This is a genomic window from Sphingobium sp. BHU LFT2 (assembly GCF_018604485.1).
Taxonomy (GTDB): Bacteria; Pseudomonadota; Alphaproteobacteria; order Sphingomonadales; family Sphingomonadaceae; genus Sphingobium; species Sphingobium yanoikuyae_A.
This window is the reverse complement of sequence record NZ_JAFCGW010000003.1, coordinates 55389-71299: the sequence shown is the minus strand read 5'-3', so window position 1 is coordinate 71299 and position 15911 is coordinate 55389. Positions and strand designations below refer to the sequence as shown.

At 66.3% G+C, this 15911-nt stretch carries 14 protein-coding genes; 11 read left to right on the top strand and 3 right to left on the bottom strand.

The features are described from left to right. The first annotated feature begins 143 nt into the window (after positions 1-143). The 4 genes from JQK15_RS07650 to JQK15_RS07635 all read left to right on the top strand — a co-directional run bounded on the left by JQK15_RS07650 (position 144) and on the right by JQK15_RS07635 (position 6132). Positions 144-1808 carry an MFS transporter gene (locus JQK15_RS07650; RefSeq protein WP_214864658.1) on the top strand — a complete coding sequence of 555 codons (1665 nt, stop codon included), beginning with the start codon at positions 144-146 and terminating at the stop codon, positions 1806-1808. A gap of 132 nt (positions 1809-1940) precedes the next feature. Then, entirely contained in the window at positions 1941-4130 is a 2190-nt protein-coding gene (locus JQK15_RS07645) for a TonB-dependent receptor (protein ID WP_214864656.1), read from the top strand. A 26-nt stretch (positions 4131-4156) separates the two neighbouring features. After that, positions 4157-5194, top strand: a complete 1038-nt coding sequence (locus JQK15_RS07640; RefSeq protein ID WP_214864654.1) for an NAD(P)H-dependent amine dehydrogenase family protein — start codon at positions 4157-4159, stop codon at positions 5192-5194. Positions 5195-5196: 2 nt separating this feature from the next. After that, positions 5197-6132: an SDR family NAD(P)-dependent oxidoreductase gene (locus JQK15_RS07635; protein ID WP_214864652.1), complete on the top strand. Its 936-nt coding sequence runs from the start codon at positions 5197-5199 to the stop codon at positions 6130-6132. Positions 6133-6230: 98 nt separating this feature from the next. On the opposite strand, the gene JQK15_RS07630 is transcribed toward JQK15_RS07635, so the two are convergent. The 3 genes from JQK15_RS07630 to JQK15_RS07620 are packed head-to-tail and all read right to left on the bottom strand — an operon-like array spanning position 6231 to position 9023. Continuing rightward, positions 6231-7094, bottom strand: a complete 864-nt coding sequence (locus tag JQK15_RS07630) for an SDR family NAD(P)-dependent oxidoreductase (RefSeq protein ID WP_214864650.1) — start codon at positions 7092-7094, stop codon at positions 6231-6233. After that, positions 7091-8317 (bottom strand): MFS transporter, encoded by a 1227-nt coding sequence (locus JQK15_RS07625; RefSeq protein WP_214864648.1) that lies wholly within the window; start codon positions 8315-8317, stop codon positions 7091-7093. Before JQK15_RS07625 ends, JQK15_RS07630 begins: the two co-directional genes overlap by 4 nt. A gap of 52 nt (positions 8318-8369) precedes the next feature. Beyond that, positions 8370-9023, bottom strand: a complete 654-nt coding sequence (locus JQK15_RS07620; protein ID WP_251007647.1) for a TetR/AcrR family transcriptional regulator — start codon at positions 9021-9023, stop codon at positions 8370-8372. Positions 9024-9092: 69 nt separating this feature from the next. Here JQK15_RS07620 and JQK15_RS07615 point away from each other — a divergent pair, with 69 nt between their 5' ends. The 7 genes from JQK15_RS07615 (at position 9093) to JQK15_RS07585 (ending at position 15851) form a co-directional block, all read left to right on the top strand. Beyond that, positions 9093-10478 (top strand): hypothetical protein, encoded by a 1386-nt coding sequence (locus JQK15_RS07615; protein WP_251007646.1) that lies wholly within the window; start codon positions 9093-9095, stop codon positions 10476-10478. Then, positions 10475-11893 carry an acyl-CoA reductase gene (locus JQK15_RS07610; protein ID WP_214864644.1) on the top strand — a complete coding sequence of 473 codons (1419 nt, stop codon included), beginning with the start codon at positions 10475-10477 and terminating at the stop codon, positions 11891-11893. The genes JQK15_RS07615 and JQK15_RS07610 overlap by 4 nt, the downstream gene beginning before the upstream one ends. 161 nt (positions 11894-12054) lie before the next feature. Then, positions 12055-13404 carry an MFS transporter gene (locus tag JQK15_RS07605; RefSeq protein WP_029547376.1) on the top strand — a complete coding sequence of 450 codons (1350 nt, stop codon included), beginning with the start codon at positions 12055-12057 and terminating at the stop codon, positions 13402-13404. A gap of 17 nt (positions 13405-13421) precedes the next feature. After that, entirely contained in the window at positions 13422-13724 is a 303-nt protein-coding gene (locus JQK15_RS07600) for a DUF1330 domain-containing protein (protein ID WP_214864642.1), read from the top strand. A gap of 19 nt (positions 13725-13743) precedes the next feature. After that, positions 13744-14397 (top strand): carboxymuconolactone decarboxylase family protein, encoded by a 654-nt coding sequence (locus JQK15_RS07595; RefSeq protein ID WP_214864640.1) that lies wholly within the window; start codon positions 13744-13746, stop codon positions 14395-14397. A 118-nt stretch (positions 14398-14515) separates the two neighbouring features. After that, positions 14516-14746, top strand: coding sequence for a biotin/lipoyl-containing protein (locus tag JQK15_RS07590; RefSeq protein WP_004209482.1), 231 nt, complete (start codon positions 14516-14518; stop codon positions 14744-14746). A 1-nt stretch (position 14747) separates the two neighbouring features. Beyond that, entirely contained in the window at positions 14748-15851 is a 1104-nt protein-coding gene (locus JQK15_RS07585) for a Gfo/Idh/MocA family protein (protein WP_214864639.1), read from the top strand. The last annotated feature ends 60 nt before the right edge of the window (positions 15852-15911 follow it).

Here is a 15911-nt window from a genome sequence, read left to right as displayed (position 1 = left end):
CTTTTGCCGCAGGCGCGGCTCTCGCATCCTATCGCATGGAAGCGGGACGGCCCCCAATCGCACCGGCGATTGATCGCGCGCCGATTGGCCTGCGTCGCCCGGCTGGTGCAGGCTGGGCGAGCAGATGATGAGGAGGGAGACGGATGGCGCAAGGCGAAGTCGCGCAGGCGACGGGCGGCAGCTTCGCGCCGCTGCGCGAACCGGTGTTCCGCCGCATCTGGACCGCCAGCCTTCTCTCCAATTTCGGCCAACTGATCCTGGGTGTCGGCGCGGCATGGGAAATGACGCGGATGAGCGCGTCGCCCAGCATGGTCGCGCTGGTCCAGACCGCGCTGATGCTGCCGCTGATGCTGGTGACATTGCCCGCTGGCGCCTTCGCCGACATGTTCGACCGCCGACGGATCGCGATGAGCGGCCTCGCTTTCTCCATGGCCTGTGCCGCGCTGCTGACCTTCCTGGCCTGGACCGGCCACAGTTCGCCCTGGATGCTGCTCGTCTTCTGTTCGCTGATCGGTGCGGGCGTGGCGCTCTATTCGCCGGCCTGGCAGGCGTCGATCAGCGAACAGGTCGGGCCGCGCCTGCTGCCCGCCGCCGTGGCGCTGGGCACGATCAGCTATAATGTCGCGCGCAGCTTCGGTCCGGCGCTGGGCGGCATCATCGTGCTGGCCGCCGGCGCCCATGCCGCCTTCGCGATCAACGCCATCTGCTATCTGCCGCTGTTTCTCGCCTTCTTCGCCTGGCAGCGGCGTCATGTCCCTGCGCGCCTGCCACCCGAACAATTCCACCGGGCGATGGTGTCGGGCATGCGCTACGCGCTGCATGCCGGGGCGATCCGCACGGTGCTGCTGCGCGCCTTCCTGTTCGGACTGGCGGGGGCGTCGGCGTCGGCGCTGGCGCCATTGGTGGCAAAGGATCTGCTGGGCGGCGATGCCAGCGTCTATGGCCTGTTGCTGGGCGCCAGCGGGGTTGGCGCCGTGCTGGGGGCGCTGCTGGTCGGGCCATGCCGCGACCGGTTCGGAACGCAGCGGACGACCGCCGTGCTGGCGCTGGTCAGCGGGATCGCGCTGGCGCTGGTCGGGGTCAGCCGCCATGTGCCGCTGACTTGCCTTGCACTGCTGGTCGCGGGGGGCGCCAATATCCTGACCATCGCCCTGTTGAACGTCGCGGTGCAGCTGTCGGCGCCGCGCTGGGTGACGGCGCGGGCCTTGTCGCTCTTCTCCTCCGCACTGACCGGCGGCATCGCGATCGGCGCGCTGCTCTGGGGGCTGGTGGCGCAACATTGGTCGGTCGATGTCGCCCTCTATGGATCGGGGCTGGCGCTGGCCATATTGCCGCTCGTGGGCTGGCTGCTGCCTTTGCCCGAAACCAGCGAGGCGGATGTCGAGCCCTTCATCATTGCGGGCGAACCGGAAGTCGGGATGGCGCTCACCCGTCGTTCCGGCCCGGTCATCATCGAGATCGACTATGATGTCGATCCCGACCAGGCGCGCGATTTCTATGCGGCGATGGTGGAGGTGCAGCGCACCCGGATGCGCAATGGCGGCTTCAACTGGTCGATCGCGCGCGACATCGCCGATCCCGCGCTGTGGACCGAGCGCTATCAATGTCCGACCTGGGGCGATTATCTCCATATGCGCGATCGTTTCACCCAGGCCGACAAGCTGGCGCAGCAGGTGGCGCGCGCCTTTGACCGCAAGGCGGGCGAGGTGCGGGTGCGGCGGCGGCTGGAGCGGCCCTTCGGATCGGTCCGCTGGCGCGCGGACTCGCCCGATCCGCGACAGGATACGATCGGATATCTTGGCCCCTGAACGGCGCGCGGCAACGCCGAGGCGATGAGTCAGCCGCCGGCCGCTTATCTGCGCGCGAGACCGCGGTTCTCGGCCTTATCATGCCGCCCATAGGGAAGGCCGGACCACCGGCACCGATCATGGGAGGCAAGGATGATCCATCGGAAGACGCTTATTCGTTCGTCGGGCATTGGCGCGGCCATGCTGCTGGCCACCGTGTCGCACCTGGCCGTCGCGCAGGAGGCGGCGCCGCCGCCGGCCCAGAATGACCAGGATCTGATCATCGTCACCGCCCAGCGCCGTGCCGAATTGTCGCGCGACGTGCCGATCAGCATCACCACCGTCACCCAGGATCAGCTGACCAGCGCCGGCGCCAGCCAGCTCACCGACATCGCCACCGTCACCCCGGCGCTGCGCTTCGACAGCGCGGCCGCCTTCGTCCAGCCGACCATTCGCGGCGTCGGCACGGCGGTCGCCAGCTCGGGCGGCGGCGCCAATGTCGGCATCTATGTCGACGGCTTCTATTCGCCCAACCCGCTGGCGGCCGATTTCCAGCTGATGAGCCTGAAAAGCGTGCAGGTGCTGAAAGGACCGCAGGGCACTTTGTTCGGTCGCAACACCACCGGCGGCGCGATTCTGCTGACCACGGCCGATCCCAGCAGCGACGGCGCGGGCGAGTTCAAGGTCAGCTATGGCCGCTTCAACAGTCTGGCGGTGCAGGGCTATGCCACCTTTGGCGTGGTTCAGGATGTGGCGATGGATGTCGAGGCGCTGTTCCGGCGCGGCAACGGCTTCGTCCACAATATCACCACCGGCAGCGACCGGGACGGGCGCTACAGCAACTGGTCGGTGCGCACCGGGATCAAGGCGGACCTGAGCGATTCCGTGTCGCTGCTGCTGCGCTATACCCATAGCGACACCGATGATCCGACCCTGCTCAACACCAATATCTATGTCGGCGACGATATTGGCGGCGCGGGCACCAACCTGCCGCCCAGCCTCTACGCCACCAAACATGATGAAGTGGCGACCGGCGGCCCGACCGAATTCCTGTCGAACAATGATGTGATCCAGGGGACGCTGAAGGCGGACCTGGGCTTTGCCGACCTCACCTCCTACACCCAGTATCGCGACGAAAATTCGCTGATCGTCGAGGATCTGGACAGCACGGCGGCGAACATCTTCCTGCTGCACATTCCGGTGCGCAGCCAGACCGTCTCGCAGGAATTGCTGCTGACCTCGAAGCCGGGCGGGCCGCTGCAATGGACCGCCGGCCTCTTCTACTTCAACAACAAGGACCGATGGGGCACGCGGGTCGGCACGCCGACCACCGGCGATCCGCTCGCCAGCATTGCGCTGGGCGGCTCGGGCACCAACAGCAAATCCTATGCGGCCTTTGCCGACCTTACCTATGCTTTCACGCCCGACCTGTTCCTGACGGTGGGTGGGCGCTACAGCCACGACAGGATCGGCGACGCCTATTATATCATCCCCTTCTCCGGCGTGCGCACCTATGTGCCCGACCTCAAGGGCAACAAGTTCACGCCGCGCGCGGTGCTGCGCTACAAGCCCAGCGAGGAGTCGAGCGTCTACGCCTCCTATAGCAAGGGCTATAAGTCGGGCATTCTCGACGTCGGCGGCAATACCGGCAACAAGGTCGCGCCGGAGGATATCGACGCCTTTGAAGCGGGCTTCAAATATGATGACCGGCGCCTGTCGGTCGATCTGTCGGCCTATTATTATGATTACAAGAATCTGCAGGTGTCGCTCTATCGCGGCAACCCGCCCTCGGCCCAGATCATCAACGCCGCCTCGTCGGAAATCTATGGTCTGGAAGGCCAGCTCTCCTACCGGCTGACCGACCGGTTCCAGTTCAATGTCGGCGCCGCCTATACCCATGCGCGCTACACCAATTTCGAGGATGCGCCGATCTATACGCGCTGCACGCTCGCCAGTTGCGCGGCGCAGGGGATCAGCTTCGTCGTCGTGCCGACCCAGCTCAACGACGTGCATATGCAGCGCACGCCCGATTTCACCGGCAATGTTGGGGCGCGCTACACGCTGGACCTGGCAGGCGGTTCGCTCGCCCTGTCGGGCAATCTCTATTACACCTCGAAATTCTATTTCGGCCCGTCCGGCACCCAGTTCGCGCAGAAGGGCTATGAGGTGCTGGCGCTGCGCGCGGAATGGACCGATGCCAGCGACCGTTTCTCGCTGGCCGTCTTCGGCGACAATGTCACCGACAGCCGCTACCGCACCCAGGTGCTCAGCAATAATTTCGGCATCGGCAATGTCTGGAGCGCGCCCGCGACCTGGGGCGTCCAGGCCGGCGTCAAATTCTGATCCGGACGGCAAGGGAGAGGATGGCGATGGGCAAACACTATCGGGTGATCCAGTGGGCCACCGGCAATATCGGCGGCCGCGCATTGCGTGCGGTGATCGAGCATCCGGGGCTGGAGCTGGCCGGCCTGTGGGTCAGTTCGGCGGCGAAAGCGGGGCAGGATGCCGGCACGCTTGCCGGCACCGCGCCGCAGGGCATCACCGCCACCAGCGATGTCGACGCACTGGTCGCGACGCCGGCCGACTGTGTCCTCTATATGCGACAGGGGACCGATATCGATGAACTGTGCTGGCTGCTGGCGTCGGGCAAGAATGTCGTCACCACGCGCGGCGATTTCCATCATCCCGCCTCGATGGACCCTGATGTCCGCGCCCGGATCGAGGCCGCCTGCCAGGCCGGCAACAGCTCGATCTACAGCACCGGCTCCAGCCCCGGTTTCGTGACCGAGGCGCTGACCATTCCCTTGCTCTCGCTCTCGCGCCGGCATGATTGCCTGACGATCGACGAGTTTGCCGACATGGAAAGCCGGGATTCACCCGACCTGCTGTTCAACATCATGGGCTATGGCGTCGCGCCGACCGCTTTCGACCAGCGCAAGGTCGACTATGTGAAGCATGATTTCGCCGGCTCACTCGCCCAGTTGGCCGACGCCGCCGGCATCGCGGTCGACCGGTGGGAGGCGTTCGGCGAAATGGCCGCGGCGACCCGTGACGTGACGATCGCGGCCGGCACCATCGCTGCCGGCACGGTCGGTGCCCAGCGCATCACCATATCGGGGATGCAGGGCGACAAGGCCGTGCTGCGCTTCCGCGCCAACTGGTATTGCACCCGCGACATCGACCGGCCCGACTGGGAATTGCGCGAATCCGGCTGGCGTATCCGGGTGGAGGGCGACACGCCGCTCGACGTCCATATCAGCTTCCCGGTCGCGCCGGAGGATTATGCCGCCTTCACGCCGGGCCTGACCGCCCATCGCGCGGTGAATGCGATCCCGGCGGTGTGCGAAGCGCCGCCGGGCATCCGTACCACCGCCGACCTGCCGCAGATCATCGCGCAACTGGGGTGAGCATGGACAGGATCGACTTTACCGGCCGCACCATCCTCATCACCGGGGCGGGCGGGGGGCTGGGCCGCGCCTATGCGCGCGACATCGCCGCGCGCGGCGGCGCGGTCATCGTCAATGATCTGGGCGGATCGGTGACGGGGGAGGGGGCGTCCTCGACCATGGCCGACGCCGTTGCGGCAGAGATTGTCGCGGCGGGCGGCATCGCGATCGCCAATGGCGATGATGTGTCGTCGCCCGACGGCGCACGGGCGATGATCGAGCTCGCCATCGCCCGTTTCGGCCGGATCGACGCGGTGATCGCCAATGCCGGCAATATGCGCTTTGCGCCCGTAGAGGATCTGACGGCGGCCGATCTCGACGCGCTGCTCGCCGTCCATGTGCGCGGCTCCTTCAATGTCGCGCGCGCCGCCTGGCAGCCTATGCGCGCGCAGGGCGGCGGCCGGCTGGTGCTGACCACATCGGGCGGCGGGATGCTGGGGATGGGGCAATTGTCCGCCTATGGCGCGGCGAAGGGCGGCGTCATGGGGCTGATGCATAATCTGGCGGAGGAAGGGCGCCCGCATGGCATCCTCTGCAACGCGGTAATGCCCAATGCCGCCAGCCGCATGTCGGCGGGCATGAGCGAGGGGACGCTCGGCCATAATCCCTGGGGCCGGGCGCTCGGCCCCAGCTTCGATCCACGCTTCACCGCCGGCCTCGTCGCCTGGTTGGCGCATGAGCGCTGCACGTCGACCCACAGCATCTATTCCGCGCTCGGCGGCCGGATCGCACGGGTGTTCGTCGGCGCGACCACGGGATGGGACCATGGGCTGGACGCGCCGCCGACCGCCGAGGATGTCGCCGCCCATATCGACAGGATCCGTGACGATGGCGCCGGCTATGCCATCCCGACCGATATCTTCGACGAGTTCCGCATCGTGGCCGAGGGGCGGGGCTAGAGCATTCTGAAGTCGGCTGGAACAGCCGACGACTCGCAGAATGCGGCAAACAAAAGGAAATTAGAGTATCCTCCGATTCAACCTAATCGGAGGATGCTCTAGAAACCCGCCACCATCGCTTCGCTCAGCTGCCACAGTTTCAGCGCCTGCGCATCATCCTGCGCGGCCACCGATGGGGTGAGTTCCGCGCGCTGATGGAAATAGCCGCCGCTGCTGCGTCCCGGTTCCTCCGCGCTGGCGAGCCAGACCAATGTGTCGGCGGCCTGCGCCGGCGTGACCGATCGGTCGAGGATCGATTCCATATAGGCCTGCATCGGCGCGTCGCAGTGGCTGGCGAAATTGCTGGCGACGACGCCGGGATGCATGGCGTGGGCGACGATACCGTCATTGGCGACACGGCGGGCCAGTTCGCGGGTGAACAGGATATTGGCGAGCTTCGCATGGCAATAGGCCGCGCCACCGACGAAATTCTCGGCGAAGCTGAGGTCGTCCCACTGGATGCCCGGACTCTGTTCATGCCCGGTCGAGGACACGGCGATCACGCGCACTGCGCCCGGCCCCCGCCTAGCGGCGGCAGCACGCAGATTGGGCAGCAATTTCTGCGTCAGCAGGAAGGGCGCAAGATGGTTGGAGGCAAAGGTTGCCTCGAACCCTTCGGGCGTGATCGTCCGCTCCGCTACCACGCCGCCGGCATTGTTGAGCAGCGCATCGATCTCCGGCGCAAGCGTCGCGATCTCCCGCGCGACCCGTGCGGTATCGGCCATGGCGGAAAGATCGGCGCGCAGCATCGTGAAATCGCCGCCGGCATCGGCCCTCAGATCGGCCTCTGCCGCGGCACAGCGTGCGGCATCACGCCCCACGCCGATCACCCGCCAGCCCTGTTGCAGCAGGGCGCGGGCGGCTTCCTTGCCGACGCCGGCGCTGGCGCCGGTGACGATCGCGGTGCGTTGGGTGTCGCTCATGCGTAGACGGGCTCCATATTGGGGGGACGGCGCCCCAGGGTCAGGAACAGGGCAGCGCCGGCCAGGGTGACGCAGGCGCTCAGCGCCAGGAACGGCGCGTAGCTGCCCCAGATGCTCAGGGTCAGGCTGAGCGTCAGCGATCCCAGCGCTGCCCCGCCCGCGATCGCCGCGCCGACAAAGCCCATGACCAGGCTGAACACGCCCAGGCCAAAACGGCGCGAGACCAGATAGGCGGCGATGTCGCCCTCCGCCCCCTGTGCCAGCCCCATCATCGCGACGGAGAGGGCGAGGACGATGGTGGCATCCAGTGGCGAGGCCATCAGCGCCATGCCGATCGCCGGCATCGCCAGCGCCAGCGCGGCGACATGGTGCGGCGGCATCCGGTCGAGCGACAGGCCGCAGGCGAAGCGACCGAGCAGCACGCCGATCGCATAGATGGAAATCAGCCAGGTCGCGGTCTGCGACGCGGCGCCGCTGTCCATCAGCACCAGCTTCATCTGGGCCGAAGCGAGCCCCTGCGGGAAATTGACCAGCACCATGCCGACGATCAGCACCCAGAAAGCAGGATTGCGGAAGATGACGCGGCTGCCGACCGGCGCGGGCGTCCCTGCTTCATCGGCCTCCTCATGGGGATGCACGCCGATATGGGCGGGCGTCAGCAGCACCGCGATCAGGCCGAAGACCAGGGTGACGCCGCCCATCAGCAGATAGCCGTTGCGCCAGCCCTGGCTTTCGATGAAGCCGCCGAGCAGCGGGGCGATCACCGCGCCGACCAGCGGCGGACCGGTCATCACGATCGAGAAGGCAAGGCCGCGTGCCCGCTCGAACCGTTCGGCGACGATGCGGGTATAGACCGGCGATGTGGTGAGCGTGCCGAGGATGATCTGCAGCACGGCGACGGCGAAGAAGGCGCGGATGCTGCCCGGCTGGAAGGCGAAGCCCAGATAGGCGAGTGGCCCGGCCAGCACGCCGACGGCGGAGACGGCGCGCACGCCGAACCGGTCGGTCAGCCGCCCGGTGATCGGCTGCATGATCAGCATCAGCAGGCCGAAACTGCCGAGCAGCGCGAATTGCGATTTTTCCCAGCCGAACTCGCCGATCATCTTCGGCGCGAACAGGCTCATCGTATAGGCCGACAGGCCAATGCCGAAGCCCAGTCCCATCGTCGCGGCGAGCAGGGGGCGCCAATGCGTCCGCAATTCGCCCCAATAGGCCGATCCCATATCCCTCTCCTCATCCGGTTCCGGCGGCCTCTTGCGGGCCGTCCGGGGGTTGCTAGTCCGATCTGGTCCTTATGCCGTTCAGGAACAGGCGCACGGCGGCCCGCACCCAGTCATCCACCTCGGCGGCGCTCATCGGCTGGGGTGATCCCACCAGCCGGATCGGCCCACCCAGCACCATCGTCATGAACAGGCTGGCTGCCATGTCCGGCCGGTCCACGCAAATCGCCCCGGCGCTATCATGCTGGCGCAGCAGGTCGGCCAGATGGTCGTGCACCGGCTGGGCGCCCTGGCTGTAGGACAGCATCAGCAGGTCGGGGAAGCGATAGGATTCGGTGGTGATGATCCGCCGCAGCCGAACGCCCTCGGGTGTCGACAGGTCGGCGATGCGCAGCCGGGCGATCGCGACCAGCGTGGTTTCCAGATCATCCCCGGTGATCGCCTCCAGCGCGGCGCGCGGCGTGGCGGTGCGCGCGATCGCCCGGCCGACCGCCGCCATGAACAGGGCCGCCTTGTCGGGATAGCGGGCATAGATGGTGCGCTTGGTCATGCCGACGGCGGCGGCCACCGCCTCCATCGTCGTCAGCTCGAACCCCTTGTCGAGGAACATGTCGAGCGCGGCGTCGAGCATTTCGGCCTGGCGCGCCTGCGCCTGCGCGCGGGTCGGGCGCCCGGCGGCGGGGCGCGGGTCTGAAATCGGTGTGTCCATGACCAGCATCATTATGGCCCTTGCCGCCTTTTGCGAATCATGCATAATGAAACGCATCAGGTGCTATTAATGCACCGGAGCCACAAGGGCAAGGAGCAGGATATGGGCGCGCAGGCCGATCGCCTCACCGGACTGGTCAGTTCGGATTATCGATTCAACATTCCCCACGCCGAATTGCGCGACGCGCAGATCGCGGCGCTGAACGAACGGTTCCAGGAAAAGAAGGACGGCATCCGTCTGCTCGGCCACCGCGCGCGGGAGGCGGGGATCAGCGAGGTGACCTCGCTCGACGACGCGGTGAAGCTGCTGTTCCCGCACACGGCGTACAAGAGCTATCCCGAAAACTGGCTGATGCAGCAGCGCTGGGACAAGCTGACCCAGTGGCTCAACACCATTTCCGCCCATCCCGTGACCGACATCGATCTGGACGGCATCACCGATGTCGATGACTGGATCGCCCGGCTGCAGGCGGCCGGCCATTATGTATCCTGCTCCAGCGGCACCACCGGCAAGTCGGCGATGCTGATCGCGTCGCAGGCGGACATGGACTGGTCGAAGGTCGATACCGTCAATGTCTTCGCATGGGGATCGGGCGTGCAGCCGGCGCAGGATCGCCGCATCATGGGCCTGGCCCCGGTCGCCAAGGTGCCCAAGAACGAGATTATCGGCGAAGCCCAACGCGATGCCTTTGGCGATCCCGCCAAGGAAATGTTCCAATATCCGGTGCCGCCGATTACCGTCGGCTCGCTGACCCGCATGGTCGTGCTGCGCAAGGCGATGGCGGACGGCAGCGCGCTGCCCGGCGACATTGCTGAGTTCGAGGAAACGTCCCGTTTCCGGCAGGAGGCGATGGACGCCGCCGTCCATATCGCCGCCGATGCGATGATCGAACATCGCGCCGAAAAGCTCTATATCGCGGGCATGTGGAACGCGCTCTATCATGTCGCCAAGGCGGTGCGGGAGCGCGGCTATAGCGCCAAGGATTTCAACCCGGACAACTGCATCTATATCGGCGGCGGCCTCAAGCGCGCGCAACTGCCGGACGATTATCAGCAGTTCGTGCATGAGACCTTCAACATTCCCGAAGGCCGGCATTTCCAGAATTATTCGATGCAGGAACTCAATAGCGGCATGCCCAAATGCCGCGAGGGCGGGCGTTATCATGTGCCGCCCTGGATCGTGCCGATGATTCTGGACAAGGATGGCGATGCGCTGATCGCCCATGATCATGATGGCGAGGTCGAGGGGCGGGCCGCCTTCTTCGACCTGTCGCTCGACGGGCGCTGGGGCGGGGTCATTACCGGCGACCGGATATCGGTCGACTACAGCCCCTGTGCCTGCGGCAACAGCGGGCCATCCATTCGCGACACTATCGCCCGCTATGCCGATCTGGACGGCGACGACAAGATCGGCTGCGCGGGCACCGTCGATGCCTATGTGCGAGGTGTGGCATGAGCGTGCTTGAACAGACGTCCCCGGTCGAAACGGCCGCCGAACCGATCCGCGTCGATCATTTCGTGCGCGGCAGGCTGGTCGAGGGCGGGGCGGTGCGCCATCGCTCGCGCGACCTGGGCGTCGATTTCGCGACGCCGCAAATCGACCTCAATGCGCTGGTCGCGCCGCGATCCGAACTGCCGCCGCTGCTCGACGTGCCGGTCAGCGAGATCATCGATTTCCTGGTTGAGGCCGGGCAGCGGATGGATTTCGAGACCAATCCCTATCTGCAGGCGGCGCTGGAACATACTGTCAAGGTCAATCCGTTGCCGCGCCGGGTGGTGGAAAATCTGTTCCGCCGGGCCAAGCATTTCCTGACGCCCGAGGGGCTGCGCTGCAGCATCGAATCGAGCTTCCTCAATCCCGCCGCGCTCGACCGCTGGGTGGAGCGCACCGACATGCACGGCAATCGCGGCGCGCTGCGCGCCTTCCCGCCGCGCATGGTGCATATGCTGGCCGGCAATTCGCCCACCGGCTGCATCTCCTCGATTGCGCAGGGCGCGCTGGTGAAGGCGGTCAACGTCTTCAAGATGCCGTCGAGCGACCCCTTCACCTGCGTCGCGATGCTGCGCACCATGGCCGATGTCGATCCCGATCATCCGGTCGTCCGGTCGATGTCGGCGGTCTATTGGCGCGGCGGTGACGAGCGGATCGAAGGGACGCTCTATCGCCCGCAATATTTCGACAAGATCGTCGCTTGGGGCGGCGGCGACGCGATCAAGAATGTCATCAAATATCTAGGGCCGGGCATCCAGATGGTGTCGTTCGATCCCAAGACGTCGATCTCGATGATCGGGCCGGAAGGGTTCGACCCCGCCGTCATCGACGATGTCGCCGATGCCGCCGCCACCGACGTCGCGACGATGAATCAGGAGGCCTGCCTCGCCAGCCGCTTCATCTTCGTCGAGGGCGACCGGGCAGGAGTGGAATCCTTCTGCGCCAGGTTGCAGCAGAAGCTCGGCCTGGATCGCGAAACGGCCTCGGCGGTCGCGCATCCGCTGCCGGTCGAGGTGCGCGACGAGATCGAGATGTTGACCCTGATGGGCGACGACACCAAAGTCTGGGGCAAGCCCGATGGCCGTGGCCTCGTCATCCTGACCGACGAGCCGGTCGATTTCCACCCCAGCAACAAGACCGCCAATGTCGTCCATGTCGCGTCGCTCGATGCGGCGGTGCGCTATGTGAATGTCGCGACCCAGACGATCGGCATCTATCCGCCCGAGCGGAAACTCGCGCTGCGCGATCGCCTCGCCAGCGCCGGGGCGCAGCGCGTCGTGCGGCTGGGCGGCGCGGCCAAGCATGTGATGGGCGGCGCCCATGACGGCATGCTGCCGCTGCAGCGTTTCGTCCACTGGATGAGCGACGAGGACGCCTGATCCCCTCTGACCGGACGGGGAGGGGCCATCGCGCAAGCGATCCTTTCCCGCCCGCATTGCCTCCCGCGTCGAACCGGTTTCAAATCCTGCCCGGACAAGACGGCTCCAGCCGCATGATCGTCGCGCGCCACGACCGCGCCGCAACAGGTGAGGACAAGCGCATGGCAGACAGCGACCCGCATTTCGACACGGCTTCCGCCGTCACGCCGCCCGAAGCGCTGCCCTCCATGGCCTATCGCGCCTATTTCCTGCTGCTGATGGTGCTGGTGTCGGCCTCGGTCCAGGGCGAACGCTATCTGATGGTGGTGATGGTGGAGCCGATCCGCCACGAACTGGGCCTGTCCGACGCGGCGATCGGCATGGCCAAGGACATGATCATCGCGATTGTCTATATCCTGGCCATCATCCCGCTGGCGCGGCTGGCCGATGGCTGGTCGAAGCGCAAGATCGTCGCCATCGCCGCCACCGTGTGGAGCGCCGCCGTCATCGTCTGCGGTCTGGCGAAGAGCTTCTGGATATTGCTGATCGGTCGGGCCGGCATAGGCCTTGGCGAAGGCGGCTTTACCCCGCCGTCCCAGGCCTGGATCGCCGATCTTTTCCCGATCCGCCAGCGCGCGACCGCGCTGTCCATCTTCCTGCTCGGCGCCTCGCTCGGCACCTTCCTTGGCCCGGCCGTCGGCGGCTGGGCGGTGCAGGCCTATGGCTGGCGCGAGACGCTGATTTTTGCCTCCATCCCCGGCTTCATCCTGGCGCCGATCGTCTGGTTCACCCTGCGCGACAGCCGATCGGGCCTGGCCGATGGCGCCTCGGCCGAACAGGCGCGGCCCGTGCCCTTCCTTCAGACCGCGCGCGAATTGCTGGCGATCCGCACCCTGCCGCCGCTGATCGCCGCCGCCTCGCTCAACGCGCTGCTGACCATGGGCTTCATCAGCTGGGCGCCGGCCTTCATGGAACGGACCCATGGCATGCCCGCCAGCCAGGCCGGGTTGCAGATGGGCGGCGCGCTCTTCTTCGGTTCGGCGATCGGTCATACGCTGGGCGGACCGCTGGCCGACTATCTCGGCCGCCGCGACATGCGCTGGTATGTCTGGATATTGATGCTGTCGGGCGCCTGCGCCACCGCCATCGGCTGGATGATCCTGACCGGGCCGGGCGAGCGGGTCTTTCCGCTCTATGGTCTCAACATGCTGCTGGGTGGCCTGTCTGCGGCGCCGCTGATGGCGGTGGTGGCGGGGCTGGTGCCGTCGCGCTCGCGCGCCACCGCGATCGCGGTGCTGATGGTGTCGATCCAGGTCGTCGGCCTGGGTGGCGGACCGGTGCTGGTGGGCGCGCTCAGCGATGCGCTGCGCCCGGTCTATGGCGAGGATTCGCTCGGCATGGCGATGCGCTGGGCGCTGCTGGTCGGCATTCCCAGCACCATCCTCGCCTGGTTCGCCAGCCGCAGTTGCCGCAAGGATTTCGCCGCGGCCGGCGGCTGGGACCGCAGCACCATGCCCGCCGCCATCCACTGACGCGAGGAGCGCCGCCGATGCCCGCCTACATAATCGTCACCCGCGAAGGCCCGATCGCCGATCAGGAAGCGATGGACGCCTATAGCGCGATGAACCGCGCCAATGCCGCGACCTTCGTTGCCCATTACGGCATCCGTCCGCTCGCCGTTTATGGTGCGCAGCAATTGCTGGAGGGCGAAGGCGCGGACGGCGCGATCATCCTGGAATTTCCCGACGCCGCCAAGGCCCGCGCCTGGTATGACAGCCCTGAATATCAGGCGGCCTTGCCCTATCGGATGAAGGCAGCGCCCTATCGCGTGCTGCTGGTCGAGGGACTTTGAACCCAACCGAGGACGCATCATGACCGACATCACCCCCCGCATCTCTCATCTGCCGCGCGACCAGTGGACCGACGACGCGCGCGAGGTTTTCGCCTTTTGGGGCGAACCCAATGCCTGGGAGGAAGGGTCCAAGACCAATGTCATGATGGTGATGGCCAACCATCCGCCGCTGGGGAAGGTCTATAATATCTGGGGCAAGCATCTGCTGATGGCGAACAGCCTCTCGACGCGTGCGCTCGAACTGCTGATCCTGCGCGTCGCCTGGCGGGTGAACTCGGCCTATGAGTGGCATAATCATGTCGGCTATGCGCTCAACGCCGGCATCACCCTGGAAGAGATCGGCGCGATCCGCGATTTTCCCGAAGGCGGCGACTGGGCGGAGCAAGACGCACTGGTGCTGCGCTCGGTCGACGAACTGATCGAGGATGGCAAGATCAGCGACGCCACCTGGGACGGGCTGGGCGCCCATTATGACACGCGGCAGAAGATGGATCTGGTCTTCTCGATCGGCCATTATGTCATGACCAGCTGGGCGCTCTCCTCCTTCGGCGTCGGTATCGAGGGCGGCGCCGATCCGATCGGCTTCGACCTCAAAACCGGATCGGGCAGGACGCCGGGCAAGACCTTCAAGCCGGGCGAAACTGACAATTGGACCGACACGCGCGGCTACTGATCCCCGCCCTTCTATCGCGCCGGTGATATGGCGGCGGCGGGCCGCTTTTGCGCATTGTCCGCCGCCAAAGGCGCGATAGCAGGGGAACAGATATTCGCTGTTTCAAAGGGGACTGAACATGGCCACCGACATCCTGCTGCCCAAGATCGGCTTTTCCATGACCGAGGCGCAGATTGCCGAATGGCTGGCCGAAGACGGCGCGACCGTTACCGAGGGCCAGCCGCTCTATCTGCTGGAAGCCGACAAGTCGGCGAACGAGGTCGAGGCCCCGGCCAGCGGCACGCTGCGCATCATCGCCCAGCCGGGCGAAACCTATGAGGTCGGCACCGTTCTGGGAACGATCGAATAAGATGGTGCTGCGCGTCGGCATCGTAAGCGCCGCCTGGGGCGCCTTCGCGCACCTGCCTGCCTGGCGCGCCATTCCCGGCGTCGAGGTGACGGCGATCTGCACCTCGCGCGAGGAGACGGCCCGCGCCGCGCAGCAGCGGCTCGGCTTGCCGCGCGCCTTCTGGAATGCGGAGGAGATGTGCGCGGATCCCGACATCGACATTGTCGACCTCGGCACCCGGCCCAGCGTCCGCCTGCCGATGGTGCTGGCCGCGCTCGCCCATGGCAAACATGTCTATAATGCCAGCCCCCACGCGCCCGACTGGGCCGGGGCCAAGGCGATCGATACCGCCTGGAGGGGCGGCGCCAGCATCGGCGTGGTCGACGCCTTCTCGCAATATCTGCCCGCCCTGCGCCAGATGAAGGCGATGCTGGACGACGGCCATATCGGCGCGCCGCTCGGCGGAACCTGCCATTTCAACATTTCGCTGTTCAACCAGCCCAACAAGCTTTTCCCATACAACTGGTTCGCGCAGGCCGGGCAGGGTGTGTCGGCGGTGCGCAACAATGGCAGCCACGCGCTCTATCTGTTGCTCCACCTGCTCGGGCCGATCGCCGAACTGGTCGCCGACGACAGCCAGATACTCAAGCGCTGGGTCTTTCCCGACGGCGACACCATCACGCCCGAAACCACCGATCTCGCCAATGTCATCCTGCGCTTCGAAAGCGGGCTGGTGCTGCAGATGCAGATCAGCTGGAGCATGGCGCTGCATGACGGTTTCCTGCTCGACCTGTTCGGTGAGAAGGGGCGGATGGTCTCCACTTCGCCCACTTTCCCGACCGCACGCGACTGCACGCTGCGCGCCGGGCAACTGGGCGGCACGCTGGAGGATGTCGCGCTGCCTGACGCGTTCAAGACGACGTTCGGCATCGCCCTCGACTGGCAGAGCGAACCCCAGCCCAGCTACCCGATGGCGCTGTCGATGCAGGCCATGGTGGATGCGATCCATGAACGCGGCACCGCAGCCCCTGACTTCGCCCGCGCGCTGGAGGTCGAACGCATCCAGGAAGCGATCCGCATCTCCAGTGCCGAACGCCGCTGGGTGCGCATGGCGGATATTATCTGACGCGCCACCACCGTTCGTCATGCCAGCGAAGGCTGGCATCTCTCTTCTTTTGGCGATGGG

Excerpts from the sequence above, each read along its gene's own strand:
- JQK15_RS07640 (WP_214864654.1), top strand. The coding sequence starts at position 4,157 with ATGGGCAAACACTATCGGGTGATCCAGTGGGCCACCGGCAATATCGGC.
- JQK15_RS07620 (WP_251007647.1), bottom strand. The coding sequence starts at position 9,023 with ATGGACACACCGATTTCAGACCCGCGCCCCGCCGCCGGGCGCCCGACC.
- JQK15_RS07585 (WP_214864639.1), top strand. The coding sequence starts at position 14,748 with ATGGTGCTGCGCGTCGGCATCGTAAGCGCCGCCTGGGGCGCCTTCGCG.
- JQK15_RS07605 (WP_029547376.1), top strand. The coding sequence starts at position 12,055 with ATGGCAGACAGCGACCCGCATTTCGACACGGCTTCCGCCGTCACGCCG.
- JQK15_RS07610 (WP_214864644.1), top strand. The coding sequence starts at position 10,475 with ATGAGCGTGCTTGAACAGACGTCCCCGGTCGAAACGGCCGCCGAACCG.
- JQK15_RS07650 (WP_214864658.1), top strand. The coding sequence starts at position 144 with ATGGCGCAAGGCGAAGTCGCGCAGGCGACGGGCGGCAGCTTCGCGCCG.
- JQK15_RS07590 (WP_004209482.1), top strand. The coding sequence starts at position 14,516 with ATGGCCACCGACATCCTGCTGCCCAAGATCGGCTTTTCCATGACCGAG.
- JQK15_RS07595 (WP_214864640.1), top strand. The coding sequence starts at position 13,744 with ATGACCGACATCACCCCCCGCATCTCTCATCTGCCGCGCGACCAGTGG.
- JQK15_RS07615 (WP_251007646.1), top strand. The coding sequence starts at position 9,093 with ATGCACCGGAGCCACAAGGGCAAGGAGCAGGATATGGGCGCGCAGGCC.
- JQK15_RS07600 (WP_214864642.1), top strand. The coding sequence starts at position 13,422 with ATGCCCGCCTACATAATCGTCACCCGCGAAGGCCCGATCGCCGATCAG.
- JQK15_RS07630 (WP_214864650.1), bottom strand. The coding sequence starts at position 7,094 with ATGAGCGACACCCAACGCACCGCGATCGTCACCGGCGCCAGCGCCGGC.
- JQK15_RS07645 (WP_214864656.1), top strand. The coding sequence starts at position 1,941 with ATGATCCATCGGAAGACGCTTATTCGTTCGTCGGGCATTGGCGCGGCC.
- JQK15_RS07625 (WP_214864648.1), bottom strand. The coding sequence starts at position 8,317 with ATGGGATCGGCCTATTGGGGCGAATTGCGGACGCATTGGCGCCCCCTG.
- JQK15_RS07635 (WP_214864652.1), top strand. The coding sequence starts at position 5,197 with ATGGACAGGATCGACTTTACCGGCCGCACCATCCTCATCACCGGGGCG.